Raw genomic sequence first — 24,033 nt, 5'->3', positions numbered from 1 at the left:
GCTTATTTTGCCTGAATAATGTGAAGCATGTTTGTCATATATCCTTCACCCGTCACCTCGTTAGTAGCAGGGTCTCCGGCCGTAAAAATAACCATATCGCCACGTTCTACGAGCTCCTCACGGCGCACCATATACATGGCATGGGAAATAATGTTCTCCGTAGAATCTTCCTCGTATCCGGTCACCGGACGAACGCCCCAGTAGAGCTGCATTTTTCTTCTTGCCCATTCATATGGGGTAACGCCGTAAATCGGTACGCTCGGACGAAGGTTGGAGATCAGTCTTGCGGTCTGACCGGACATCGTCGGGGTCACAATGCAGGCTGCTTTGATGTGTTCTACCATAGAAACGGCTGCACTTCCGACTGCCGCGGAAACATTCAGTTTTCCTTCCAGCGCTTTTCCATCGCGGTAATCTTCGAATTTCAGATAGCGCTCTGTCTGCTCGGCAATCTCTCCCATCATGGTAACTGCCTCGACCGGATATTTTCCGGCTGCTGTTTCGCCGGAGAGCATGATCGCATCCGTTCCATCATAAATTGCATTCGCAACATCGGCTACCTCTGCACGGGTCGGACGCGGATTCCGGATCATGGAATCCAGCATCTGGGTTGCTGTGATAACCGGTTTGTATTTATGATTGCATTTTTCAATGATGATTTTCTGTACATGCGGTACCTGGCACGCCGGAATCTCTACACCAAGGTCTCCCCTTGCAACCATCACACCATCTGCCGCATCGATGATGCTGTCGATGTTCTGCACACCCTCCGCATTTTCGATCTTGGCAATGATATCAATATGCTCTCCTCCGTTTGCCACAAGGAACTCACGGATTTCGTTAATTGCCTCTGCATTTCGGATAAAAGAAGCCGCTACAAAATCAATATCCTGTTCAATACCAAAGAGAAGATCTCCTTTGTCTTTCTCCGTGAGGTTCGGAAGATTGATCGAAACGTTTGGTACATTCACACCCTTCTTCTCTCCGAGCTCGCCGCCGTTTACTACGGTACAGACAATTTCCGGTGCATTTACTTTTTCTACGCGCAGGCCGATCAGACCATCATCGATCAGAATTGTGTCTCCCTCTTTGATATCGTCGGTAAGGCCGGTGTAGCTGACCGAACAGTGATTTTCATCTCCGGTCTCCTGAACGGTTGTCAGGGTGAAGGTCTGTCCGGTTACCAGATTTACTTTTTTGCCATCTTTCAAAACACCGGTACGGATTTCCGGTCCTTTGGTATCCAGAAGGATTGCCACAGGAGTTTTCAGCTCTTTTCGAAGCTCTTTCAGCATATCCATACGCATTTTCTGCTCATCGTGGTCTCCATGAGAAAAATTAAAACGAGCAACATCCATTCCGGTTTCAATCAGTTTTTTCATCAGGTCACGGGAGTTGGTATTTGGCCCCATGGTGCAGACAATTTTCGTTCTTCTCATACTTTCTCTCCTTCTTTATTTTACATGTTCATGCGTAAACAGGTGATCCTGGCAGTATTCATAATTTCCGTTGCATCTGGAGCAGAAACGGAACTCCAGATTCGGATCATCCTTTTCAGTCCGCCCGCAAATCGCACATTTGTGTTTTGTGATTCCATTTGGATTGCGGTATTCGGCTTCTCCTCTTGATACGGCTTTTTTAAATTCTTTCCTGCGTCTGTTCTGCCGGAAAGAGTTATGTTTTCCCTTTCTTGTCATCAGGAAAAACACCAGGACGTTTGCCAGGGAACACAAAATAACAACACATCCTGCCCAGTTTCCGCTCAGAATGCTGGTAATCATGCTATAAGCAAGAAGTGCTACGTCAAGATACGCCAGCCATTTGATCTTGATCGGGATAATAAAGTACAAAAGCACCTGCATATCCGGAAAACTGATCGCAAAGCCAAGAAAAATAGAAAGGCTGATATAATAGGTGCTGAATGCAGTTCCCATCAGCGCCGGATACCCCTTCACTGCGTACTCGATTCCATACAGCAGGAAGGAACCGAGGATCGTCATCAGAATACCCGAAAAGATATAAACGTTATATTTGAAATCTCCCCAGGCTCTTTCAAGACTCGTTCCGATTGAGTAGTAGAAAAACAGCATAATGATCGTAAAGATGTCGAGACTGCTCGGCGGAATCAGAATCCAGCTCACCAGACGCCAGATCTGGCCATGCAGAATATAGTATGGTTCCAGCGTCAGATACTGTCTCATGATGGGAGCCGCAAGCGCAATGATATATCCCGCAATGTACGTTACGATAATGTACATCGTCAGATGGCTTAACGCATATCTCCCATATTTTCGCTCCATTTTGTCTAAAAAATTCATGCACACTCTTCCTTTTTGTTTGTTTTATTTCACCGGCTTTCACTGCCCGAAAATACATTCTCATTATACGTGCTGCCTTTTCGTTTGTCAAACGGTATAACGGTGAATTTCGTCTCTGAAAAAGAGCTTTACGAATGTTTTACTTTCCGGTATAATTTATTAGAAATCTTTTCCAGTTATTTTATAAATATACGAAAAAATTCAGGAGGACTTTATATATGGCAGGATCATCATTTGGTACCATCTTCAGACTGACCACCTGGGGAGAGTCTCATGGAAAAGGCGTGGGCGTTGTTGTGGACGGAGTGCCGGCCGGCCTTTCGCTTTCCGAGGAGGATATTCAGGTTTACCTCGACCGCAGGAAGCCGGGACAGAACCGCTTTACCACAAAACGGAAAGAATCCGATACCGTTCAGATTTTATCCGGCACTTTCGAAGGAAAAACGACCGGTACCCCGATTTCCATGGTGGTATGGAATGAGGATCAGCATTCCAAAGATTACAGCGACATTGCTTCCTATTACAGACCGGGCCACGCCGACTATACGTTTGATGCAAAATACGGTTTCCGCGACTACCGCGGCGGCGGACGCTCCTCAGGACGCGAGACGATCGCACGCGTGGCTGCAGGTGCCATTGCCTTAAAAATGCTCTCTGAGCTTGGCATCACCGTTTCCGCCTACACCCGCTCCATCGGTGACGTGGAAATCCAGTCTTTTGATGCCGCTGAAATCGCGAATAACGCCCTGAATATGCCGGATGCAGAGGCTGCCGAAAAGGCTTCCGAGCTTTTAACAAAAGCCATGGCAGAAAAAAATTCCGTCGGCGGTGTGGTCGAATGTGTCGTTCACCATATGCCGGCCGGTGTCGGCGATCCGGTGTTTGAAAAGCTCGATGCCAACCTTGCAAAAGCACTCGTCTCCATCGGCGCCGTAAAAGGCGTGGAAATCGGAGACGGTTTCTCGGTCTGCACAGCTACCGGGCTTACCAATAACGATGCCTTCCATGTAAATGCGGACGGCTCCATTGTCAAGCTGGCCAACCACGCCGGCGGTATTTTAGGCGGTATCAGCGACGGAAGCGATATCGTTGTCCGGGCTGGTTTCAAACCGACCCCGTCCGTTGCTGCTTCCCAGCAGACCATCAACAAAGATGGTGAAAACATTGCCATCGAAATCAAAGGCCGTCACGACCCGATCGTCGTTGCACGCGCCGTTGTTGTCGTGGAATGCATGACCGCTCTTGTCCTGGCGGACGCACTGCTCGTCGGCATGAGCGCCAAACTGGACAATGTAAAGAAAGTCTGGGCTCTGGACGAGAAATAAAGGCCGGACTGCTTCTTTCTGGCTTCAACACAAAAAATGCCTGCGGGATACAGTTCTTCCTGCAGGCATTTTTGCGTTATTTTTTTAGTGAACGCCTTTTTTCGTAATCAGAATACAGTTCGGCGTCTCCACTTTCATCGGGCGGCCTTTCTGAACCAGCACGTTTTTCTCATAATCAACGGTAAATGTTGTGATCGTGTTGGACTCATGGTTTGCCACTGCGATATGTTTTCCGTCCGGGAACATTGCAATATCCTTTGGATATTCGCCGCTGATCGGAAGTGCAAACTTCTTCTCCAGGCAGCCGGTCTCCGGGTCGATATGGAACATTGCTACGGTATTGTCTCCGGCTGTAGAAGTAAACAGGTAGTGGTGATCCGGGGAAAGGCACATGCCGGATGCAGCGTCGTGCGCCTGGTCCACGTTCGCGGATGTGGTGCTGATCGACTGCAGTTTTTCAAATTCCGGTCCGTTTCCCGTATCACGGTAGCTGAATACATCGACTTTGTTCATCAGCTCGTAAATGACATACGCGTATTTTCCGGATTCACTGAAAACGATCTCTCTCGGACCGGATTCACGCTCACAGCGCAGGATATCCACCAGTTTCAGGCGGTCACGCTGTGTGTTCAGCTTGTACATTTTGATCTGGTCAATGCCGTTATCGACTGCGCAGACATATTTGTTGTCCGGTGTAGGAACGACACAGCTGACATGCGGGCGGAAGTTACGCTCTGCCACACTGCCAAGGCCCTTGTGGAACACGCCGTCCATCAGACTTCCGAGTCGGCCGTCCTTATGGGTATGTACAACGGTTACTTTTCCGTCATGATAGCCCGCCACGAACAGGTATCTTCCGGTTTTATCCACCGACAGATAGCAGCCGCGCATGCCGTCGATGTCTACTTTGTTGATCGGGGTCAGGTCTCCGTCATCCTCCACTGCAAACACTGCAACGCCTTCATCTGCAATCGAATACAGGTATTTGCCGTTTAAGGAACGGGCAATGTGGGAAGAGTTGTTGACCGGTATGACTTTTCGCTCTGTCAGAGTGCCTTCTTCTACATTTACATCATATAAATGAATACCAATGCTGCTTCCATGGGTATAAGTGCCTACATAGGCTACGTACTCATCCTTCATGTTGTTTTCATCCTTTCTGCCTTCTCGCACATCGTGTGAATTTTCTAAAAATATTTTAACACAATTTCCGCGCCACGACAACGAGGAAAACGGATTTTTGATATGTAAACGGTAACACTTTATTTTTAGACACAGGATATTCTCCTGCAGAGAATTTTTTAGATATTTCTATTGTTTTTAGATTGTAAGAGTTGAGGTTTCCGCTGCATACCATTTCCATTTTCTACGCTCTCGTCAGACTGATTTCCTGACTCATCATTCCCTGCAGTTTCTTGATTGCACGGCTGTACTGGCACTGCAGCGCCTGCTCGCTTTTCTTGCAGAATCCGCTGAGCTCTTTGTAGCTGAATCCATATGCTCTCCCCCAGAAAATGCGCTGATCCATCGGTTTCAGGTTCTGGATGCAGTTCTGCATCACCATTCGTTCCTCAATCTCGGCTGTCGCGCCCGCCTCCCCTTCATTTCTGTTCTCTTTCTGATACTGTGTATAGGAAACTTCATTCTGATAATAATGTTTTCTGCGCTGATTCTTGATCTTGTTTTTTGCCACACAGAACAGCCATTTCGTCATCTCTTCTCCTTCGAGATCGGCAACGGTTTCAAATTTTACCACCAATACCTCCCATACATCGTTCAGCACATCCTTCGCCGTCTCCCGGTCATTGTTCAACTGACCGCAGATATAACGGAACAGCACATGACTGTTTTTCTCGAATATGATCTGAAAAAATCGTTCCTCCTCTTGTCTCATACACTTCTTTCTCCCTCCTGTTATTTCGCTGTCCTTCTCTTCCGGGCCCGTCATATATGTAATGTGTTGAGACTATCGAAATCTTTCATTTTTTCAGAATATTTCTACTATTTGACCTTATTACTTTTGTTAATAAAGCAAAATATTGCGTTATAACTGCACCGCGGCGCATAATCAAATTTTTTCTTTCGAAATCAGAAATTACTGTTTCTGACAAAAAAATTCCCGCAGAAAGGAGCTTTCTTCCTCTCTGCGGGAATCTTCTATTTTGGTTTTATTTTATTTAAAGTAAGCAACACCGGACTCAAAGATCTTCAGATCCTGCTCTCCGTAGATGTTGACTGCTACGCCGTTGTCGCGGCGCTCTGCGTGTGCCATCTTACCAAAGACACGGCCGTCCGGGCTGGTGATACCCTCGATTCCGCAGTAGGAACCGTTGACATTCCAGTACTCGTCGTTGGTCAGGTTTCCGTTGACATCGCAGTAGCGGGTTGCAATCTGGCCGTTTGCCATCAGCTTGTCGATCCACTCTTTCGATGCTACGAAACGTCCCTCTCCGTGGGATGCCGGGTTGGTGTAAACACCGCCAAGCTCGGCGCCTGCCAGCCATGGGGATTTGTTGGTCACAACCTTCGTGTAAACCATCTTGGAAATATGGCGTCCGATGGTGTTGAAGGTCAGAGTCGGGGAATCTTCCGTCTGTCCGAGAATCTCACCGTACGGAACGAGTCCCAATTTGATCAGTGCCTGGAATCCGTTGCAGATACCAAGGGCAAGTCCGTCTCTCTCATTCAGCAGTTTGGTAACAGCTTCTTTGATCTTCGCATTCTGGAATGCGGTTGCAAAGAATTTTGCTGATCCATCCGGCTCATCACCTGCGGAGAATCCGCCAGGGAACATGATGATCTGCGCCTGGTTGATGGCTTTTTCAAAGGCATCGACAGAACCGCGGATGTCTTCTGCGGAAAGGTTGCTGAATACCTGAGTGATAACTTTTGCACCGGCACGCTCGAAAGCTCTGGTGCTGTCATACTCACAGTTCGTTCCCGGGAAGACCGGAATGAATACGGTCGGCTGTGCCAGCTTGTGGGAGCATACGTGGATGCTCTTTGCCTGATAGCAGCTGTCTGCAACAATTCCGTTTTCGTCTGCTGCTGCCACATTCAGGGCATCTACATCCGGAAGCTCTGCACCGGATACGGTCTTGAATACTTTTTCCAGCGGTTTGTTCCATGCGGAAACGGCCTCGCGGATGGTGATTTCGGTGTCTTTATAGGAAAGAACCGGTTTGTCTGTCACTTCACCGATGACGGTGTAGGTGCTTGCCAGCTCTCCGACTTTTTCAGCCGGAACTTCGCAGATCAGATCTGCAATATATGGAGTAAAGAGATCTCTCTCGTCTACATTGTGCTCGATGGTTACGCCGAGAGCATTACCGAATGCCATCTTGGATACGGCTGCTACGATACCCTGACGGTCTACGACATAAGCGGCTTTCACACGGCCGTTCTGCATATCCTCATGCAGTTTTCTGTAGGTTTCCATGACGCCTTCGTACTCTGGAAGCAGATGTGCATCGACTGGAAGGTGGATCCACACGAGTTTGTCTCCTGTGTTTTTCAGCTCCGGAGATACTACATCTTTTAATTTTGCAACGTCAACCGCGAAGGATACGAGTGTCGGCGGTACATCGATATGGTTGAAGGTACCGGACATACTGTCTTTTCCTCCGATAGACGGCAGGCCGTAGCCCATCTGTGCGTCGTATGCACCAAGAAGTGCTGCGAACGGCTGGCTCCAGCGGTGCGGATCCTCAGTCATTCTGCGGAAATATTCCTGGAAGGTGAAGCGGACTTTGCTGTAATCGCCGCCGACTGCCACGATGCGGGACAGGGACTCGGTTACGGCATAGACTGCTCCGTGATACGGGCTCCAGCTCGATACGTATGGATCAAAGCCGTAGCTCATCATGGTAACGGTGTTGGTCTTTCCATCCGGAACCGGCACTTTTGCAACCATGGCCTGAGTTTCCGTCAGCTGATATTTTCCGCCGTACGGCATCAGCACGCTGGCTGCTCCGATGGAGGAGTCGAACATCTCAACAAGTCCCTTCTGGGAGCATGCGTTAAGATCGGACAGAGTGGACAGCCATTTTTCTTTGACATCGGCAATATCACCGCTTCTCTTTAACGGAGTGTCCTCTGCTTTTGGAATCTCTACGAAGACATCATTCTCCTGATGTGCTCCGTTGGTATCCAGGAATGCACGGGAAATATTGACGATCTCTTTTCCTCTCCAGGAGAGTACCAGACGCGGGTCCTCGGTTACGACTGCAACTTCGGTTGCCTCCAGGTTCTCTTCTGCGGCATATTTCAGGAACTGCTCACGGTCTTTCGGGTCGATGACAACGGCCATACGCTCCTGGGACTCGGAGATGGCGATCTCGGTTCCGTCGAGGCCGGCATATTTTTTCGGTACTTTGTCCAGATTGATCTTAAGGCCCGGTGCCAGCTCGCCGATGGCAACGGAAACTCCGCCTGCACCGAAATCGTTGCATTTTTTAATCAGAAGGCTGACTTCCTCGCGGCGGAACAGTCTCTGCAGTTTACGCTCAGTCGGTGCGTTTCCTTTCTGTACCTCTGCACCGCAGGTCTCGATGGATTCTGTCGTATGTACTTTGGAGGAACCGGTTGCACCGCCGCAGCCATCTCTTCCAGTACGGCCGCCGAGCAGGATGATGATATCGCCCGGATCGGAATTTTCACGGACAACGGCACGGCGCGGTGCTGCTCCAAGGACAGCTCCGATCTCCATACGTTTTGCCACGTAGTCCGGATGGTAAACTTCTTTGACATAGCCGGTTGCAAGACCGATCTGGTTTCCGTAGGAGCTGTAGCCGTGTGCTGCTTCTCTTACGAGTTTTTTCTGCGGAAGTTTTCCTTCGAGTGTTTCGCTCTGCGGACGGGTCGGATCTGCGGCTCCGGTCACACGCATTGCCTGATATACGTAGGTTCTGCCGGAAAGCGGGTCACGGATTGCACCGCCAAGGCAGGTTGCTGCACCACCGAACGGCTCGATCTCGGTCGGGTGGTTGTGGGTCTCGTTTTTGAAGTTGATCAGCCACTCTTCGTCTTTTCCGTCTACATCTACCGGTACGACGATGGAGCATGCGTTGATTTCATCAGACTCTTCCTGATCTGCGAGTTTTCCTTCGGATTTCAGTTTTTTCATTGCCAGAAGGGCAAGGTCCATAAGGCAGATGAATTTGTCGTCACGGCCTTTGTAGAGTACCTCACGGTCGCTTAAGTAGCGGTCGTAGCTTTTTTTCATCGGCTCGTAGTAGTCGCCTTCGCCGAAGGTCACGTTGGTAAGCTCGGTGGAGAAGGTGGTATGGCGGCAGTGATCGGACCAGTAGGTATCGAGTACGCGGATCTCGGTCATGGATGGATTGCGTTTTTCTTCGCCGCGGAAGTAGTTCTGGATATGCAGGAAGTCTTTGAAGGTCATGGCAAGGCCGAGGGAATCGTACAGGGCTTTTAATTCTGCCTCCGGCATGTCGATGAATCCGTCGAAGATTTTGACGTCTGCCGGCTCTTCAAATTTTGTCACGAGGGTTTCCGGTTTTTCAAGTCCTGTCTCTCTGGAGTCTACTGGATTGATGCAGTGTGCTTTGACTGCGTCAAACTGCTCATCAGTCATCTCTCCTTCGATAACATACGTAACGGCGGAGCGGATGATCGGCTGCTCGTCTTCTTTTAAGAACTGCACGCACTGTACGGCAGAATCGGCTCTCTGATCAAACTGTCCCGGAAGGAATTCTACGGAAAATACTCTCGCACCTTCTGCACGCGGGAAATCTTCCTGATAGCAGATATCAACCGGCGGCTCTGCAAAGACTACTTTACATGCTTTCTCATATGTCTCATCACTGATATTTTCTACATCGTACCGGATCAGCTCCCGTACGTTGGTTACGGTCTGGATGTTCAGATAGTGCTTGATTTCATGCTTCAGATCTTTCGCCTTAATCGCAAATTCCGGCTTTTTCTCCACATAAACGCGTCTGACTGTACTCATTTTTATCCTCCATTTGTCTGAATCATAGTCCCCCAAAAACGGGACAATCTTTCGTTACTTACAGAATAGCATATTTATCTTTATAAATGAAATTAATATATCTTATATGTTTTATAAGTTTTGTTTCTTAATAGACGGACGCATTTCATTTTTCCTGCACTACCATCCCACTCATCACCCATTCTCTCCCGTCCTAAACCGTCAGGCCCGCGCACTTTCTGGTGCGCGGGCCGTCCGTTTCCGTTTTTACATTCTATATTTCGCTTTTTTCTCCCGTGTCCGCAGTGCATTCCCCGCCTTTGCCGGCCGGTACAGCAGCATACAGGTTCCCGCATTCATAACAAGCGCACAGCACACATCCGATACGGAGTGCTGTTTTAAAAACATGGTCGAAAACACAATCAGCACCGTCAGGCCCAGGCAGACGTTTCGGAATACCGGGCGGTTTTTGAGCTGCTCGCTGTGTTCTACGGCAACAGCTACGGCTACGGAATTATATACGTGAATACTTGGGAATACGTTGGTCGGTGTGTCTGTCAGGTAAAGGCCTCTGACCAGATCCGTGAAAATGTTCTCCCGTGGGAATACCGTCGGGCGCAGGTTCTGGCCGTTCGGGTACAGATAGGAGATCACGAGGAACGCCGTCATTCCGATTCCCAGGTTGATAATCAGCTGATAATATTCTCTGCGGTTCTTGTTGCAGAGGCCGAAATAAAGGACAGACCATGCAATAAATCCAAACCACATAAAATAAGGAATCACAAAAAACTCACAGAACGGAATCATATCATCAAACGGAGTATGAATCAGATGATAACCTTTCGTAATGTGCGTTTCCAGATATTGAAAACATTTCAGATAGAAAATACCATAAACCACTACCGGAAGAAAATGCTTATATTTTTTTATTATCTTCATAGTTTCCCTCCACTTTTCTGACGAGGTTTTTCTCTTCAACCTGCTGAAATTATAGCACACCGAAAACCGAAGTCAATAAGCTTTATTATTTTTTAAGAAACAATTCATCGGTTTCTGAAAACCGTCCTTGGGATGGAAATGTTCAAAGATCGCCGCGTCGAATTTTTTCCGTGTCCGGTTATATACATGCTCATCTTTTACCGTCCATGCAAATGCCGGTGTCCGAAACAACATACGGTCGATCAGGAAGCCCGGGCAGTCGGCGTAGCGGTGGTCGTAGGCGATAAAATCCGGTTTCCCGATAAAATTCAGCATCAGATGACGCGCCATTATCCGCAGGATCAGATGCACCTTATCATCCTTTGAAAAACGGCCGGAAAGCTGGCCTCGCAGCGTCTGCGGCATGTGGCGGCGGCACCAGCGGAGGGCCAGGCTGTTGAAGGATTCCATGCAGAACATACCGGTGTACCCCTCCATCTCCTTCTGAAATCCCGCACAGACCGCCGTGGAAAGTCCCGGCATCTTGATTTCGATTAAAAGCGGCACGCGGCCGTCTACCGTCTGCAGTACCTCACGAAGCAGCGGAATCTTTTCCGTGCTGTCGCCCAAATGGAACTGCTGGAGTTCCTCATACGTATAATCGCTGATTTTTCCCTCGTTTCCACATATCCGCTTCATCGTGTCGTCGTGGAACACCACAATCCGGCCATCCTTTGTGATCTGAATATCCAGCTCGATGGCATATCCCTGCTCCGCCGCGCGGGCAAAAGCCGGAAGAGAATTCTCCGGAACTCCCTCCGCCGCGTTCCACAGACCGCGGTGCGCATAATTCCATTCCGCAAATTTCAGACATTCCTGCCGTCTCGATGTAGCCGGCAGAATGGAAAAGAAATAACCTGCTGCCAGGACGGCAAGCACTGCAAAAAATATGATCCAGAACATCATCTTTCCATCCCTTCTTTCACCCAGTCGCCCAAAAGGCGGAGACGCTCCGTTTCCAGTCCGATCCTTTCCTCCGTGCGGTGTCCGCCCGATTCTCCGTCCAGGTGGACCGGTTCCGCGCGGTCTGTCTGAAAGGAAAGGCTGCTGCACCGCTCCATATGTACCTCAGGAAATCCCGTGTGGCGTCCAAACAGCGCCATCGGCAGAAGATAGCTGACTTTCCATTTGGCAAGATTGGAAACCACCATCACGTCGAGCAGATCATCTGTCCCGTCCGCCTCCGGGCAGAAGCAGAAGCCGCCGCCCTCGTACGAAAAATTCATTGCCACTGCAAAAAGAACATTTTCAAACGAACGGTGTTCTCCGTTTTCCAGCGCTGCATCCAGCGTGAACGGTTCGAGATAAAAGAGCTGCCGCAGTGCAATCATCACATACGTAAGTTTTCCCAGATGCAGCCGGTTCAGCGTATTCTTGATTTTTGATGCCAGCGCCTCGTGGCAGATGCCTGCATCAAAACCGATGCCGGTGCTGACGAGAAATCTCCGCTTTTGGCTGCCAAGAAGCGCCGTTCCAATGTTGATCTCCTTTTCCTCCCCTTTCAGCACAGCTTCCAGCGCCTGCAGCGGATCGGAGGGAATTCCGGCACCGCGCGCAAAATCGTTGCCGCTTCCCGTTGGAATATAACCGAACTTTACATCCGACAGGCTGGTGATTCCATCGACCGCCTCATTCGCCGTACCGTCTCCGCCGATCGCCAGAAGGACATCATCGGGATTCCATACCCCTTTCGCGGTCAGCCGTGCTGCCGTCTCCCGTGCGCTTCCGTGATACTTTGTCGGATATACACGAAATTCCGTCCTGCGCCGCTCAAGCTCGCCCTCAATCACCGGCCACAGCTTCTCGCCGCGCCCCGACCGCGATTTTTTATTTACTATAATATGATACATCAAAGTCATACCTTCCTTTTTCTTCTGTAAAAAACCACTTCAAATCACCTGAATCATGTTCTTACGCAGCGAAACAGCAAGTGTTTCACTGCTGAGTGAACAGTAACCAAATCAGCCATATTGTAGCAGTTTTCCCCGCAAACCACAACTATCTTCACAAAATCTTAACTTGTTGCCGCCGTAAAAATTCCCGCACCCCTGTCTTTTCTTTCTTGACAGACCTTTTTGTTCTGCTAAAATAAAAAGTACCGCGGTTTCGTCCGCAGAACGTCACTCATTTCTGAGGAGGTTTTTATGAATTTTTACGATATGACACGCGCAGGGAGGATGATAAGATGAAGCTCTCCCCCGCTTTTCTCGCTTATAAACTAAGCAGCGCTTTTTCGGTTCTTGCACCGGAAAACCTGCCGCTCTCCGGCACACTGGAGCTGCCTGTTCTTTATCAGACAGGCTCCGCAGCCACTGCGCACCGGGTCTTTCTCTGCACAGAAGAACAGATCGGCTCTCTTTCCTCCCTCCCGGAAGAAAGCAGCTCCCTTTTTCTTCTCTGTACCGAAGAACTGCCGGAGGAACTTCCGGCTCCGGTTTCGATCGCCGTTAAGAGCAGCGTATCCGCTGTTTTTTCGTTCCTGCAGGAGCTTTTCTGGACGTACGATTCCTGGCAGAAGGAGCTGATGCAGGCACGGCTCGACGGAAAATCGATCCAGCATCTTTTAAATCTCTCCCTGCCTGTTTTTGCCCACCCCCTGATGGTGGTCGGCATGGATTTTTCCATCATCGCCGCAGCGTCCGAAGAACCTTCCTTTTTTCCCGAGAAGGTGTTTGGCTCCCTCGATGCAACGCGCCCGCTTCTGCTCTCCTTGACAGAAAGCAGCGAATACGCGTCCGTCCGCGATCTCGATGGATGGTTCCGCTTTCCGGATCACGTAACGGGACTTGGTTCCCTCTGCGTCAACATCACGCAGCATGGTCAGAGCGCCTACCGCCTGCTGCTCCTCGACACGAAAAAGGATCTTTCTGATTCCGAAGGCTTTCTTCTTGAATTTCTTGCAGAAATGATCCATCACGCCTTCCTGCACAATGTGATGCAGAAAACCTCGCCGGCGCAGTCGCTTCACACCGTGCTGCTCCGTGCCCTCGACGACCGGATGGCCGACTATATTGCGGTCAGCCAGGCTCTCGATGCGCTCGGCTGGCATTCCCGCCACACCTACTGCTGCCTCTATCTGCAGCTCTCCGATATGGATCAGAAAAACCTGACGGCAAACTCGGTCTGCGCCTATCTGGAAAATATTCTGACCGGCTGCTCCGCGTTTCCGCACGGCGGCGGTATCGTTGCATTCTTTAACCTCACGCTGTCCGATTTTTCCATGACCGATCTGATGGAACGCATGGTGCACTTTGTGGAGGACAGTTCCTTAAATGCCGGCTTTTCGCGCTGCATGAACGGCCACATGAATCTGCGCCGCCAGTATATCCAGGCAAAAATCGCCCTGCAGTTCGGTACGCGAAAATATCCCGACAAACGGATGCATCCGTTCAACGATATCTCGTTTGACTACATCCTCGATCAGGCAACAAAAAAGCTCCCAGGCTACATGCTGTGCCATGAGAGACTTCTCTTTCTGCAGGAGCACGACGACAGCTCCGGCAGTGACTATATGCGGACGCTCCGCTGCTATCTGGACAACCACTGCAATGTCGTCCAGACAGCTCGTGAGCTTTTTATCCACCGCAGTACCCTGCTCTACCGCCTGGAAAAGATCAAGGAAATTTTAGAATCTGATCTTTCCAGCCCGGATGAAATTCTGTATCTGATGCTTTCGTTCCGTTTTATCGACCTCGAGAATGAAGAAGAAAACCGTTCTGGATCTTCGCAGCCAGAAAAGCACAGATAAAACCAACCGCAATTCCCGCCAGGACATCGGTCGGGAAATGCACAAACAGATACAGTCTGGAAAATGCAATCAGGCAGGCCAGAATCAGTGCGGCAGCTCCTTCTTTTTTGTGCATCACAAAAATAGAGACTGCCGCCGCAAACGAGGCTGCCGAATGGCCCGATGGGAAGGAATAGTCCTTCGGAGCGGCAACCAGCAGCTTTACCTGCTCGTCAATCCAGCACGGACGCGGGCGCGCTGCCAGCGGCTTTAACACCAGATTACATAAAATCAAATCTAAAATCAGCGCGATCGCCATTCTTACACCGCATTTCCGGTATTTCGGAAGGATTAAGAAAACGGCAGTCAGCGCAATCCAGATCCATCCCGCATTTCCAAGTGAAGTAATTCCCACCATCACCCGATCGAGCACTGCATTGTGAAGATGCTGCAGTGCATATAAAATTGAAAAATCCATTCTTACCCCTCTCTGTAAAAAATGGGCATTTTTCTGCTGTACATCTGCTGATCGGCGGCCGCCTCGTACAGAAATTCCGCCAGGGCCTCTCTCGAGTATCCAGGCCGGAACTGGCTGCCGTCCAGCGAAATACTGCAGTTCTGCCCTACCTTTTTCACTTTCCCGTCTCTTCCCGGACACGTCCGCACCAGTGTCCAGTTCAGATCGCTCCGTGCCAGAACCTGTCCCATCTTCTGCATATCTTTATAGACACCTGGCCAGAAAATCTGCATGAATTTCGTACTCATTCTCTGGTATTTGTCCTCGCAGTCTCCAAACGCATGAATGCAGACATGGCCTACCGTCACAAACCGCGTTTTTCCAAGCTGCTTCATGGCCGAGAGAATCATTGCGTTTCCATCAGCCAGCGGTGTCTCCTCTTCTTTTACATGTTTCACACGCATCGGAGTCAGCACGCTGATGACTGCATCCGCTTCCAGCAGTGCCTCCAGCACGCGTTCCCGGTTCTGAAGGCTTCCCTCAATCACGGTCAGATTTTTTCTCGGCCAGATCGCTTTTGCATCCGGCACGTAGGCGGTCACCTGTGCGCCGTGAAGAAGCGCCGTGTTGGTCACATACTGCCCAAGCAGTCCCCCCAGACTGAATATTGTAATTCTCATGAAATCCTCACTCTCATCTGTGTGTCTTTTGTATCCTCCGCAGATTTTTTGACACACTTTCCTAATGTTATCTCCTATTCTAACACACCGCCCGTATACGATACAATGAAATAAAACTAAAAAAAGTATAACCTTTTTCGTCCTTTCTTCATATCGTAAGTAGAACCGTATTTTCAGGAGCTTTGATCTTATGCCCTATACTATCGTAATCGATGCCGGACACGGGGGAAGTGATCCGGGCGCTGTCTATGAGGGACGCAGGGAAAAGGATGACAATCTTTCCCTCGCCATCGCGGTCGGCGAGCTTCTTTCCCGGCAGGGTGTCTCTGTCATTTATACCCGCACAACCGATGTTTATCAGACGCCGTTTGAAAAGGCGCAGATGGCCAATCAGGCGGATGCCGACTTTTTTATTTCTTTTCACCGGAATTCTTCGGAGGAACCGAACCAGTATACCGGCGTGGAAACGCTTGTCTATGACAACTCCGGCATCAAACAGACAATGGCAGAAAACATTAACGGCGCGCTCTCGGAGCTGGGATTCCGGAATCTCGGTGTCAAGGCACGGCCAGGGCTCGTTGTTCTGCGGCGGACGAAAATGCCGGCTCTTCTGATTGAAACCGGCTTTCTGAACAATGAGCAGGACAATACGCTCTACGATGAAAAGCTGGAAGAAATCGCCCGCGCCATCGCGGATGCAGTGCTTGGAACGCTGGATCTCGAGACGGTCACGGAGGCTGACCGGCGCGCTGCGGAAACGGAGGCCGCCCGTCCGTCCGTTTCAACAGCGGATACCGTCACTGCTTCCGCTTCGCCCCATCCCACGCCGCCGGAACAGGAAAATCCTTCCGATACACCGGAAACCTTCTACCGTGTCCAGACCGGCCTTTTCCGCATCCGCCAGAATGCCGACCGTATGCTTTACGACCTTCTCGACCAGGGCTATCCCGCTTTTCTTCTCGCCGAGGACGGCTTTTTCAAAGTCCAGGTCGGCGCTTACCGCCAGCTCGGAAATGCCATTCTGATGGAACGCCGCCTGCGCCGCGACGGCTATTCCACCCTGATTACCACCTGAGCGTCTGACGCATCAGTCGAAAAAAGAGCGTGCCGGAATTTTATTTTCCGGCACGCTCTCGTTCTCCTTATAACTTTTTCAGTTTTGCAAACGAAGCAAACATTTTCTTCGTACCAGCCTGGTCGAAGTTGACGGTAACTTCATAATCTCTTCCGCCGTCCACGATATCCGTGACAATGCCGACACCGAACTTGATATGGCGCACCGTATCTCCGATTTCGTAATCGAGTTTCGTCGCCTTCTGCGCGCTGAAGGTTTTCGCCTGCTGCGGCTTCTCGCGGAATGCCTGCTTCATCGCCGCATAGACGCTGCCTCTCGTAGGAATGTCCATCTTCGGTTTCCGGTCTTCGATCTCCCCGCGCTCCCGCTCCAGGGAAATCAGCTCCCGCGGAATCTCTTTGACAAAACGGGACATCTTGTTGTACTGCACTTCGCCGCGGATCATTCTCTGGCGCGCACACGTCAATGTCAGATGCTGCATCGCACGCGTGATGCCCACGTAGCAGAGACGGCGCTCCTCCTCCAGCTCCGACGGATCATCCCCGGTGATCGTCATGTAGCTTGGGAAAATGCCATCCTCCATGCCGGCAAGGAATACGTTCGGGAACTCCAGTCCTTTTGCGGAATGCAGTGTCATCAACAGCACGTAATCGCTCTCCTCATCCACCGAGTCGATATCAGACACCAGCGCAACCTCCTGCAGAAAACCACCGAGAGATGGCTGTTCGGCGCTCTCCTCATAATCCGCAATCTTTGAAATCAGCTCGTCGATGTTCTCGATGCGGGCTGCCGCTTCTTCGGTTCCCTCCGCCTGCAGATCTGCTACATAGCCGGTCTCCTCGATGATTTCATTCAGCAGCTCTTTGACCGACAGATAATCTGCTTTCGCGCGGAGTACCTGTAAAAAGGACGTGAAGGATTTAATCTTATTTAAAGACCGCATCAGCCCCGGCACATACTCGGCCTCGAGAAGCGCATCGTAGAAACGGATGCCCTGCTCTGCCTCCCAGTCCTGCACTTTGTTGATCGTCGCCGCTCCGATACCGCGCCGCGGAACGTTGATGATACGCAGTACCGCAAGGTCATCCTCCGGGTTCTCGATCACACGCAGATACGCCAGCAGATCCTTGATCTCGCGTCTCGCATAGAAGTTGACACCGCCCACGATTTTATATGGAACATTTGCAAGCAGCAGTTTCTCCTCAAAAAGGCGGGACTGTGCGTTGGTACGGTAGAGAATTGCATAATCACGGTACTTCTTTCCCTCCGTGCGGACGCCGCGCGTGATTTCTCCTGCCACGTACTCCGCCTCCTCAAAACCGCTCTGGAACTGCCGCAGATCGATCAGGTCACCCTCCGGATTCTCTGTCCACAGGCGTTTTGCTTTTCGTCCCTGGTTATTCGCAATCACTTCATTTGCCGCATTCAGAATATTCTGCGTGGAACGGTAATTCTGCTCCAGTTTAATGACCTTCGCATCCGGGAATACATGCTCAAAGCTCAGAATATTTTCAATATTCGCCCCGCGGAATTTGTAGATCGACTGGTCATCATCGCCGACAACGCAGAGATTGCGGTATTTTGCCGCCAGAAGGCTCACAAAGCGGAACTGAACCGTGTTGGTATCCTGATACTCATCGACCATGATATAGCGGAACTGCTCCTGATAATAATCGAGCACTTCCGGGAACTGCTGGAATAATTTTACGGTCTGTACCAGCAGATCATCGAAGTCCATTGCATTGTTTTTCTTTAACTCTGCCTGATACTCCGCATAAACTGCCGCATACTTCTGCAGCTTCCAGTCGATTCCCGCGTCAATCCGGTACTGGTCCGGCTCGATCATCTCATCCTTTGCGGACGAAATTGCCGCCATGATCGCACGGTCGCGGTACAGTTTCGGATCCATCTGGAGCCGTTTCATGATGTCCTTGATCAGCGATTTCTGGTCATCGGTATCGTAAATTGCAAAATTGTTGGCGTATCCCAGACGTTCAGCATGGCGGCGCAGAATCCGCACGCAGCTGGAATGGAAGGTGCTGACCCAGATCCGCTCCGATCCGTATCCCACGATTTTATCGACACGCTCACGCATTTCTCCGGCGGCCTTATTCGTAAAGGTGATCGCCATAATATTCCATGGATTGACGCCTTTGTCCCGGATCAGGGAGGCGATGCGGTGCGTCAGTACCCTCGTCTTTCCCGAACCGGCACCTGCAAGGATCAGAAGCGGCCCTTCGGTGTGCTCCACAGCTTCCATCTGCATCGGGTTTAATCCTGTTTCTGTCTGATTCATGTTCTTTCTCCTTCATCTGCTTCGAATCTTTTCACATGCATCTCAGTATATAACAAATCCGCCCCGGTTACAAGTAAGAACGAACATACGTTGCATTTTTATCATGGAAACTTTTTTTCGCAAAGTCCTTGCTATCTGGTATTAAAAACTATATAATGGGAACCGTGAGGTGATAACAAATGACGATAGACTCAGATAAAATTCTTCATGATTTACTGAATTCACTGGATTCTCTCGAAGGCATCCGCCCGGGGGAAATCCCGAACATTGCTTTATATATGGACCAGGTCACGACCTTTATGGACGCACAGCTCGCTTCTTCGCGCCGTTTCGAGTCCGATAAGGTTCTGACAAAAACAATGATCAACAACTATGCAAAAAACAAGCTGCTCCCGCCGCCGGTCAAAAAGAAATATTCGCCGGAGCACATGATGCTTCTGGTTTTTATTTACTACTTTAAAAACATCCTCTCGATCACGGATATCCAGACACTGCTCGCCCCGATCACCGATCGGTATTTCGGCACGGAGAGCGGCTTTTCCATCCAAGATATCTACGACGAAATTTTCCAGATGGAAAAAGAAGAAATTGCATCCGTAAAAGAAGATCTTCTGAAAAAAGCGGATGTATCCAAATCCATGTTCGGCAGCTCACCGGAGGAGGACCGGGAATTTCTCCAGCTCTTTTCGTTTATCTGTCTGCTGAGTTTCGATGTCTATCTGAAAAAACAGATGATCGAGCACATGGTGGATGAACTGGCATCCCTCGCGGCGCCTTCTGATCCGAAAAAGAAAAATTAAGAACAAACGTGTAAAATCAAAAAAGACGGCTGCGTTGGAATCGCACCGTCTTTTTTGATTTTACACATTTTCTTTCTTTTCCATCCGTTCAAACACCATCTCATATCCGTCGTTTCCATAGCTTAAGGAACGGTTCACGCGGCTGATCGTCGCCGTGGATGCTCCCGTCTTTTCGGAGATTTCCAGATACGTTCTCTTCTCCCGCAGCATTTTCGCCACTTCAAACCGCTGCGACAGCGAAAGCAGTTCATTGATGGTGCATACATCCTCAAAAAAAGTATAGCATTCTTCCTTATTCTTCAGACACAAAATTGCCTCAAAAAGCTGGTCTACTGCTTCTGAATGAAGTTTCTTGTTCATTTCAAGCCCTCCTGTACGAAAATTAAGTCCCCATCTCATTCTTATAACTTGGAATACTACCATTTTAGCACAGTAAAGTGTGAAATACAAGTCCTTTTATCCCTGCATCAGCAAAGCCTGTACCATCGACTCCCGCTGTCTGCGGTAATCGCTCGGCGAACAGGCCTTTACCGTCTTGAAGGTACGGTTGAAGGCACTTAAAGAAGAGAATCCGGAATTCATCGCCACATCCGTGATACTCATCTTTTTGTCATACAGAAGCTCCTCTGCGCGTTTGACGCGTTTAGAATTGAGGTACTCATAGAATGTCATGTTCATGTACTGCTTGAAAATTCTGGTAAAGTGGAACTTGGAAAATCCGCTGACCGCAGCTACTTCCTCGAGAGAAAGATTCTCCATGTAATGGACATTGATATAACGGCAGACGCTTAAAACAGCCTCTATATATTCCTGCTGCTTCATTGCCCCGAACGTATTCTGCGCGTTGGCATCCGAAAAGCCCTTGCGGCCAAACTCTGAAAAAAGCTCTTTGAGGCCGGTGCAGATTCTGTGCGTCATCACTGCGCCCTCATTATCGTATTCCCGCACCAGTTCCAGAATCTGGCTGCGTAGAAACAGATAGAAGGGATCTTCCTCATCCTCTTTTTTGAAGTAGATGGCCGGAAGCCGCAGGAAAATCGTTTCCATTTCTTCCTGATTCTCCACACAGCCCGGTTCCACCAGCATGACAATCCGTTCTCCCTGGGATACGAATCTCATTCCGTGTACAACGCCGGAATTGATCATAATGATGTCGCCCTCTTTGAGATTATAGCTGTCTTTTCCGACAACAACCTCATATTCGCCTCTGGTCGGCATGATAATTTCAATTGCGGTATGCCAGTGCTCCGGATAGCCTTCTGTCACGGTGTTGTGAAAGATTTCAAACGCCGGCGGGTTTGCTGCATTCCGGTCAAATGTTTTCCCATGTTCCACTTTCTTCATCTTATTTCTTACCTCTTTTTATTGCAGCAGCTCTGTAAACAGATCTTTTACGGTCGGATAAATCTTTGCAAATTTCTGATACTGGCGCTCATATTTCTCAACCAGTTCCGGTTCCGGCTCGATGGTCTCTGTCACACGAACAATTTTTTCTGCCGCCTCTTCTACGGATGAAAAGACACCGCAGGCAACGGCTGCCAGCATGGCTCCGCCAAGTGCCGGGCCTTCCTCGGACTCAATACGGTCCACTTTGATGTTCAGCACGTTTGCGATCATGCGTCTCCACAGCGGGCTCTTTGCACCGCCTCCGCAGATTTTCGTTCTCTCGATCTGGATACCGAGGGATTTTGCTACCTCAAAGGAATCGCGGATCGCAAAGGCAACGCCCTCGAGAACAGCCTGGGTCATATCCTCTCTTGTGGTGTCCATGGTCAGGCCGATGAAGGTTCCTCTTGCATCCGGGTTGTTGTGCGGGGAACGCTCGCCCATCAGATACGGCAGGAAGAAGACATTATTCTTGCCAAGTTTTGTGATGTTCTCCTGCTCTTTTGTATATTCTTTTGTGCGGATGATTTCATCCATCCACCATTTGTTGCAGGAAGCTGCACTCAGCATGCATCCCATCAGGTGATAGTGGCCGTCTGCGTGTGCGAATGCGTGCAGGGCATTGTGGCTGTCTACGCCGAATTTGTTGCTGGAAATGAATACGGTTCCGCTTGTACCAAGGGAAACGTTGCACATGCCGTCGCCTACGGTTCCGGTTCCGACTGCGGCTGCTGCGTTGTCTCCGGCTCCTGCTACAACTTTACAGGTCTCCGGCAGTCCAAGTTCTGCTGCTACTTCCGGTTTTAAGGTTCCGACAGCGTCAAAGCTCTCATGGAGCTCCGGCAGCATCTCCAGGGAAATACCGCAGATTTCTGCCATCTCTTTGGACCAGCATTTGTTCTTGACATCCATCAGAAGCATGCCCGATGCATCGGAGTAGTCGCTTACGAATGCGCCGGAGAGACGGTATGCCAGGTAATCTTTTGGAAGCATGATTTTGCAGATTTTTGCGAAGTTATCCGGCTCATTTTCTTTCACCCAGAGAATCTTCGGTGCGGTAAAGCCTGCAAATGCAATGTTTGCGGTGTACTCGGAGAGTTTTTCTTTTCCGATTACGGTGTTCAGATAATCGGTCTGTTTTGCGGTACGGCCGTCGTTCCAGAGGATCGCCGGGCGGATGACGTTATCGTTCTCATCCAGGATGACAAGGCCATGCATCTGGCCGCCGAAGCTGATGCCGGCTACCTGGGATTTGTCTACGTCTTTTACCAGCTCGCGGATTCCCTCTTTGCTCTGCTCCCACCAGTCTTCCGGTTTCTGCTCAGACCAGCCTGGATGCGGGAAATACAGCGGATACTCTCTCGATACAATATTTACAATTTTGCCTTCCTCGTCCATCAGAAGCAGTTTGACAGCGGAAGTACCAAGGTCAACACCAATAAAATACATGTCGAATCTCCTTTTTCTACTCTTTTTCAAAAAGGGCGGCAGCAGACCTAGATCTCTGCTCCGCCCTTTTGCTTATGCGTTACTGCATATCTTTCTTATTTTTCAGTGATTCTTCCGGAACGGATTAGCCCCACGGATTCTCTGTCGGGTAACGAACACCCTTCGGCTGGTTGTAACCGATCTCATCTACTTCAACACCGAGCATTTTGAATACTTCGAATAACGGTTTTCCGAAGTGTCCGAATGCTACTGCGCCGTGATGCGGATAGTTTTTCTCTACCAGTACGTGGCGGTAGAATCTGCCCATCTCCGGAATAGCGAAGATACCGATGCTTCCGAAGGAACGTGTTGCTACAGGAAGAACCTCGCCCTCTGCGATGTATCCGCGCAGTTTTGCGTCAGATGTGCTCTGCAGACGATAGAAGGTGATGTCTCCAGGAACGATATCTCCCTCGAGGGTACCCTGTGTTACTTCTTCCGGAAGGGTTCTTGCCATGATCATCTGATATTTCATAGAGCAGAATGCCAGTTTGGTGGAAGCGGTATTTCCGCAGTGGAATCCCATGAAGGTATCTTTTAAGGTGTAATCAAATTTGCCTTTGATTTCGCTCTCATACATATCCTTCGGAACGGTGTTGTTGATGTCGAGGAGTGTTACGGTGTCTTTTGATACAACGGTTCCGATGAACTCGGACAGTGTTCCGTAGATATCTACCTCACAGGATACCGGGATGCCCATCTTGGTCAGACGGCTGTTGACATAGCAAGGAACGAATCCGAACTGTGTCTGGAATGCCGGCCAGCATTTTCCGGTCAGGGTTACGTATTTTCTGGAGCCTTTGTGTGCTTCGATCCAGTCTAACAAGGTGATCTCGTACTGAGCCAGTTTCGGCAGGATTTCCGGTTTCAGGTTTCCTTCGCCGAGCTCTTTTGCCATATCTTCTACGACTGCCGGGATTCTCTCGTCGCCTGCGTGTTTGTTGAATGCTTCAAACAGGTCAAGCTCGGAGTTCTCTTCGATTTCTACGCCGAGGTTGTACAGCTGTTTGATCGGTGCGTTACATGCCAGGAAGTTGGTCGGACGCGGTCCGAAGCTGATGATTTTCAGGTTCTTAACAGCTACAACTGCAGTTGCAACCGGTACGAAATCTTTGATCATGGCTGCTACGTCTTCTGCATCGCCAACCGGGTACTCCGGAATGTATGCGTGCAGGTTGCGCAGTTTCAGGTTGTAGCTTGCGTTCAGAACGCCGCAGTATGCATCGCCGCGTCCGCCTACAAGGTCGTCGCCGGTCTCTTCTGCTGCTGCTACTACCATGCAAGGTCCGTCGAAGTATTTTACAAGCAGGGTTTCCTCGGTCTCCGGTCCGAAGTTTCCAAGGTATACAACAAGTGCATCACACTCTGCTTTTTTCAGGTCTTCGAGTGCGTTCATCATGTCGATTTCATTCTCGACGATGATTGGACATTCGTAGATTTCTCCGTCGTATGCTTTTACGACTGCTTTTCTTCTGTTCTCGGAAAGGCTGTTCGGGAAGCAGTCACGGCTTACTGCAACGATACCTAATTTGATTTCCGGTGTATTGTTGATC

19 protein-coding genes are annotated in these 24,033 nt (G+C 49.8%); 4 read left to right on the top strand and 15 right to left on the bottom strand.

Features of this window, described 5'->3' with window-relative positions:
* Positions 1–2 precede the first annotated feature (2 nt).
* A complete protein-coding gene (gene pyk, locus DWX32_RS14780) occupies positions 3–1,439 on the bottom strand; it encodes a pyruvate kinase (RefSeq protein ID WP_118660446.1) in 1,437 nt (478 codons plus the stop codon).
* A 15-nt stretch (positions 1,440–1,454) separates the two neighbouring features.
* Positions 1,455–2,318, bottom strand: coding sequence for a hypothetical protein (locus tag DWX32_RS14775; protein ID WP_117802502.1), 864 nt, complete (start codon positions 2,316–2,318; stop codon positions 1,455–1,457).
* Between the two features lie 218 nt (positions 2,319–2,536).
* Here DWX32_RS14775 and aroC point away from each other — a divergent pair, with 218 nt between their 5' ends.
* Entirely contained in the window at positions 2,537–3,643 is a 1,107-nt protein-coding gene (aroC, locus tag DWX32_RS14770; protein ID WP_118660444.1) for a chorismate synthase, read from the top strand.
* An 84-nt stretch (positions 3,644–3,727) separates the two neighbouring features.
* Here the strand turns inward: aroC and DWX32_RS14765 are convergent, their stop codons facing one another.
* From DWX32_RS14765 to DWX32_RS14740, 6 genes are all read right to left on the bottom strand, one after another.
* The gene (locus DWX32_RS14765) at positions 3,728–4,786 is read right to left on the bottom strand and encodes a lactonase family protein (RefSeq protein ID WP_022463215.1); all 1,059 of its coding nucleotides are present in this window, start codon (positions 4,784–4,786) and stop codon (positions 3,728–3,730) included.
* 223 nt (positions 4,787–5,009) lie between these two features.
* On the bottom strand, positions 5,010–5,537 hold the full coding sequence (locus tag DWX32_RS14760; RefSeq protein WP_158579601.1) for an RNA polymerase sigma factor: 528 nt from the start codon (positions 5,535–5,537) through the stop codon (positions 5,010–5,012).
* A gap of 279 nt (positions 5,538–5,816) precedes the next feature.
* Entirely contained in the window at positions 5,817–9,614 is a 3,798-nt protein-coding gene (locus DWX32_RS14755; protein WP_117802506.1) for a phosphoribosylformylglycinamidine synthase, read from the bottom strand.
* 246 nt (positions 9,615–9,860) lie between these two features.
* Positions 9,861–10,532: a phosphatase PAP2 family protein gene (locus DWX32_RS14750; RefSeq protein ID WP_118660440.1), complete on the bottom strand. Its 672-nt coding sequence runs from the start codon at positions 10,530–10,532 to the stop codon at positions 9,861–9,863.
* Between the two features lie 72 nt (positions 10,533–10,604).
* Positions 10,605–11,477: a glycerophosphodiester phosphodiesterase family protein gene (locus DWX32_RS14745; RefSeq protein ID WP_118660438.1), complete on the bottom strand. Its 873-nt coding sequence runs from the start codon at positions 11,475–11,477 to the stop codon at positions 10,605–10,607.
* Complete coding sequence (locus DWX32_RS14740; protein WP_158578864.1) at positions 11,474–12,421, bottom strand: diacylglycerol/lipid kinase family protein; 948 nt, start codon at positions 12,419–12,421, stop codon at positions 11,474–11,476. Before DWX32_RS14740 ends, DWX32_RS14745 begins: the two co-directional genes overlap by 4 nt.
* A gap of 335 nt (positions 12,422–12,756) precedes the next feature.
* On the opposite strand from DWX32_RS14740, the gene DWX32_RS14735 reads away from it, so the two are divergent.
* Entirely contained in the window at positions 12,757–14,319 is a 1,563-nt protein-coding gene (locus DWX32_RS14735; protein WP_117510252.1) for a PucR family transcriptional regulator, read from the top strand.
* Here DWX32_RS14735 and DWX32_RS14730 read toward each other — a convergent pair.
* Both DWX32_RS14730 and DWX32_RS14725 read right to left on the bottom strand, forming a co-directional pair.
* Positions 14,255–14,776 carry a phosphatase PAP2 family protein gene (locus DWX32_RS14730; protein WP_055221420.1) on the bottom strand — a complete coding sequence of 174 codons (522 nt, stop codon included), beginning with the start codon at positions 14,774–14,776 and terminating at the stop codon, positions 14,255–14,257. The two genes, DWX32_RS14735 and DWX32_RS14730, sit on opposite strands and share 65 nt — an antisense overlap.
* A 2-nt stretch (positions 14,777–14,778) precedes the next feature.
* Positions 14,779–15,435 (bottom strand): NAD(P)-dependent oxidoreductase, encoded by a 657-nt coding sequence (locus DWX32_RS14725; RefSeq protein WP_147326119.1) that lies wholly within the window; start codon positions 15,433–15,435, stop codon positions 14,779–14,781.
* A gap of 190 nt (positions 15,436–15,625) precedes the next feature.
* Here DWX32_RS14725 and DWX32_RS14720 point away from each other — a divergent pair, with 190 nt between their 5' ends.
* Entirely contained in the window at positions 15,626–16,510 is an 885-nt protein-coding gene (locus tag DWX32_RS14720) for an N-acetylmuramoyl-L-alanine amidase (protein WP_117805007.1), read from the top strand.
* A gap of 67 nt (positions 16,511–16,577) precedes the next feature.
* On the opposite strand, the gene pcrA is transcribed toward DWX32_RS14720, so the two are convergent.
* A complete protein-coding gene (pcrA, locus tag DWX32_RS14715) occupies positions 16,578–18,806 on the bottom strand; it encodes a DNA helicase PcrA (protein ID WP_055228510.1) in 2,229 nt (742 codons plus the stop codon).
* Between the two features lie 179 nt (positions 18,807–18,985).
* On the opposite strand from pcrA, the gene DWX32_RS14710 reads away from it, so the two are divergent.
* A complete protein-coding gene (locus DWX32_RS14710) occupies positions 18,986–19,606 on the top strand; it encodes a DUF1836 domain-containing protein (RefSeq protein ID WP_117510256.1) in 621 nt (206 codons plus the stop codon).
* A 60-nt stretch (positions 19,607–19,666) separates the two neighbouring features.
* On the opposite strand, the gene DWX32_RS14705 is transcribed toward DWX32_RS14710, so the two are convergent.
* The 4 genes from DWX32_RS14705 to DWX32_RS14690 all read right to left on the bottom strand — a co-directional run bounded on the left by DWX32_RS14705 (position 19,667) and on the right by DWX32_RS14690 (position 24,032).
* Positions 19,667–19,966, bottom strand: a complete 300-nt coding sequence (locus DWX32_RS14705) for a YerC/YecD family TrpR-related protein (protein WP_022463203.1) — start codon at positions 19,964–19,966, stop codon at positions 19,667–19,669.
* A 96-nt stretch (positions 19,967–20,062) separates the two neighbouring features.
* Positions 20,063–20,950: an AraC family transcriptional regulator gene (locus DWX32_RS14700; RefSeq protein WP_118660436.1), complete on the bottom strand. Its 888-nt coding sequence runs from the start codon at positions 20,948–20,950 to the stop codon at positions 20,063–20,065.
* Positions 20,951–20,968: 18 nt separating this feature from the next.
* Positions 20,969–22,441 (bottom strand): xylulokinase, encoded by a 1,473-nt coding sequence (gene xylB / locus DWX32_RS14695; RefSeq protein WP_118660434.1) that lies wholly within the window; start codon positions 22,439–22,441, stop codon positions 20,969–20,971.
* A gap of 124 nt (positions 22,442–22,565) precedes the next feature.
* Positions 22,566–24,032: an L-fucose/L-arabinose isomerase family protein gene (locus DWX32_RS14690; protein ID WP_055221457.1), complete on the bottom strand. Its 1,467-nt coding sequence runs from the start codon at positions 24,030–24,032 to the stop codon at positions 22,566–22,568.
* Position 24,033 lies beyond the last annotated feature (1 nt).

Origin of the sequence: Blautia sp. AF19-13LB, assembly GCF_003479105.1 — a bacterium.
Taxonomy (GTDB): domain Bacteria; phylum Bacillota; class Clostridia; order Lachnospirales; family Lachnospiraceae; genus Fusicatenibacter; species Fusicatenibacter saccharivorans.
Note: the sequence above shows the minus strand (reverse complement) of the source record. Positions and strands in the feature narration are given on the sequence as shown.

What these genes read in the sequence shown, in the direction of transcription:
- pyk (WP_118660446.1), bottom strand. Translation starts at nt 1,439, where the DNA reads ATGAGAAGAACGAAAATTGTCTGCACCATGGGGCCAAATACCAACTCC.
- DWX32_RS14775 (WP_117802502.1), bottom strand. Translation starts at nt 2,318, where the DNA reads ATGAATTTTTTAGACAAAATGGAGCGAAAATATGGGAGATATGCGTTA.
- aroC (WP_118660444.1), top strand. Translation starts at nt 2,537, where the DNA reads ATGGCAGGATCATCATTTGGTACCATCTTCAGACTGACCACCTGGGGA.
- DWX32_RS14765 (WP_022463215.1), bottom strand. Translation starts at nt 4,786, where the DNA reads ATGAAGGATGAGTACGTAGCCTATGTAGGCACTTATACCCATGGAAGC.
- DWX32_RS14760 (WP_158579601.1), bottom strand. Translation starts at nt 5,537, where the DNA reads ATGAGACAAGAGGAGGAACGATTTTTTCAGATCATATTCGAGAAAAAC.
- DWX32_RS14755 (WP_117802506.1), bottom strand. Translation starts at nt 9,614, where the DNA reads ATGAGTACAGTCAGACGCGTTTATGTGGAGAAAAAGCCGGAATTTGCG.
- DWX32_RS14750 (WP_118660440.1), bottom strand. Translation starts at nt 10,532, where the DNA reads ATGAAGATAATAAAAAAATATAAGCATTTTCTTCCGGTAGTGGTTTAT.
- DWX32_RS14745 (WP_118660438.1), bottom strand. Translation starts at nt 11,477, where the DNA reads ATGATGTTCTGGATCATATTTTTTGCAGTGCTTGCCGTCCTGGCAGCA.
- DWX32_RS14740 (WP_158578864.1), bottom strand. Translation starts at nt 12,421, where the DNA reads ATGTATCATATTATAGTAAATAAAAAATCGCGGTCGGGGCGCGGCGAG.
- DWX32_RS14735 (WP_117510252.1), top strand. Translation starts at nt 12,757, where the DNA reads ATGAAGCTCTCCCCCGCTTTTCTCGCTTATAAACTAAGCAGCGCTTTT.
- DWX32_RS14730 (WP_055221420.1), bottom strand. Translation starts at nt 14,776, where the DNA reads ATGGATTTTTCAATTTTATATGCACTGCAGCATCTTCACAATGCAGTG.
- DWX32_RS14725 (WP_147326119.1), bottom strand. Translation starts at nt 15,435, where the DNA reads ATGAGAATTACAATATTCAGTCTGGGGGGACTGCTTGGGCAGTATGTG.
- DWX32_RS14720 (WP_117805007.1), top strand. Translation starts at nt 15,626, where the DNA reads ATGCCCTATACTATCGTAATCGATGCCGGACACGGGGGAAGTGATCCG.
- pcrA (WP_055228510.1), bottom strand. Translation starts at nt 18,806, where the DNA reads ATGAATCAGACAGAAACAGGATTAAACCCGATGCAGATGGAAGCTGTG.
- DWX32_RS14710 (WP_117510256.1), top strand. Translation starts at nt 18,986, where the DNA reads ATGACGATAGACTCAGATAAAATTCTTCATGATTTACTGAATTCACTG.
- DWX32_RS14705 (WP_022463203.1), bottom strand. Translation starts at nt 19,966, where the DNA reads ATGAACAAGAAACTTCATTCAGAAGCAGTAGACCAGCTTTTTGAGGCA.
- DWX32_RS14700 (WP_118660436.1), bottom strand. Translation starts at nt 20,950, where the DNA reads ATGAAGAAAGTGGAACATGGGAAAACATTTGACCGGAATGCAGCAAAC.
- xylB (WP_118660434.1), bottom strand. Translation starts at nt 22,441, where the DNA reads ATGTATTTTATTGGTGTTGACCTTGGTACTTCCGCTGTCAAACTGCTT.